The following is a 1,548-nucleotide window of genomic DNA, read 5'->3' on the forward strand; positions in this document are numbered from 1 at the left end:
GACTTGTATGGTTAAATTATATATTGAGTTCAGATAGGCGACAAATTGTCTTATCAGGGGTGTTGCGAATTTGTTTTATGTAGTGGTGAAAAGATGAAGGCCGTCTGAAACTAATCAAGATCAAAGTTTTATGTCATATTAGGATTGGATATAAAGAGGCCGTCTGAAAATGAATTTCAGACGGCATTTATTTTCGTAATGTGATCATTCAGGCTCTTAATGCCCGTGTTTTGGAGAGTTTTGTTCTTTTGCTTTGATTCGTTTTCCGCGTTTGTATTTGGCTTTGTTTGGGGTGTTTTCTTCGCAATGTATTTTTGTGTTTTGGGAAATAAGCTTACAGGCTCTGTTTGCAGGATACAGGAAGGAAGTGTGTATCCATGGTGCCACCGCAAGACCAAACTGTTGTGCCTTTAGTAGCACCTATTTTTGCAAAACTTGGTGTCAGGTGGATTTCGGTATTCTTCACAGGAACAGCAGCTTGATTACCGATGGCGACAACAATAGTGCCGTTATCTTCAATACGGACAATCTTTACATAGTTACCGACTTTATTGTCGTCTGAAGCGAGTTGCTTGATATTGAGGTCAAGCGGCAAGCTGCCTTTATTTGCATAGGCTTCTTCAACATAGCTTTTCATGCTGCCGGCCAGCATAATGCCTTCTGCTACTTGTGCTCTGGCAACATAGTTTTGGTATGCAGGAAGAGCTGCTACCGCCAAAATGCCGATGATGCCGATAACAATCATCAACTCAATCAGGCTAAAACCGATTTGGGCTTTGCGTAGGTTTTTCATTTTTGAGTATGTCGTTTTCTTATTTTTATTTTATAAAGCAAATCCCATAATTATTATGGGATTTGCTTTGAGTCGAATATCTTTTGTTAGATATTTAAATTAACCACCTGTTCAAGAACCACCTGTTCCAGAACCACCTGTTCCAGAACTACTTGTAGTAGCATCAGGACGGCAAGAGGAAGGTAAGAATTTTGTAGCTACGCCACTGGTTTTGCCTGTAGTACAAGTCCAAGTAAAGGAACCATTAGCAGTTGCAGTTGCACCAGTAGTAGCACCGGCAGTAGTGGCATGAGGAGTAAGGGATACGGTTTTGCCTTTAATTTCGCTATTTACGTCAGCATTTTTCATTGTGGCAGTAATAACACCGTCACCACCAACTTCTACTTGTGCAACATATTTACCTTTAATGATGCTCTTATCTGCAATACCTGCTTCTTCATTGCTCTTAGGCCATTTGCCTTTATCTGCATAGTATTCAACAACAGCAGACTTTTGACCTTCCATCAATAAGATGGCTTCAGAAACTTGGGCACGTGCAGTGTAGTCTTGGTATGCAGGCAGGGCGATAACTGCCAAGATGCCGACAATCGCGATGACGATCATCAATTCGATCAGGGAGAAACCTTTTTGGATTGCTTTCATTGTTTAAAATTCCAGTTTGAAAGTGTGAATAATTGTGTTTAAGTAAAAAATCCGTAATGTGCTTGGCACTATGTATTATGAGTAAACCATAAGTAAGAAGGAATATACAGCTT

At 40.1% G+C, this 1,548-nt stretch carries 2 protein-coding genes; both read right to left on the reverse strand.

Annotated features, from left to right (window positions below):
• Positions 1-334: 334 nt before the first annotated feature.
• A complete protein-coding gene (locus ACTHUT_RS20270) occupies positions 335-793 on the reverse strand; it encodes a pilin (protein WP_250599669.1) in 459 nt (152 codons plus the stop codon).
• Positions 794-904: 111 nt separating this feature from the next.
• Positions 905-1,435, reverse strand: coding sequence for a pilin (locus ACTHUT_RS20275; RefSeq protein ID WP_440419597.1), 531 nt, complete (start codon positions 1,433-1,435; stop codon positions 905-907).
• Positions 1,436-1,548 lie beyond the last annotated feature (113 nt).

The organism is Neisseria sp. P0022.S010, from assembly GCF_051956635.1.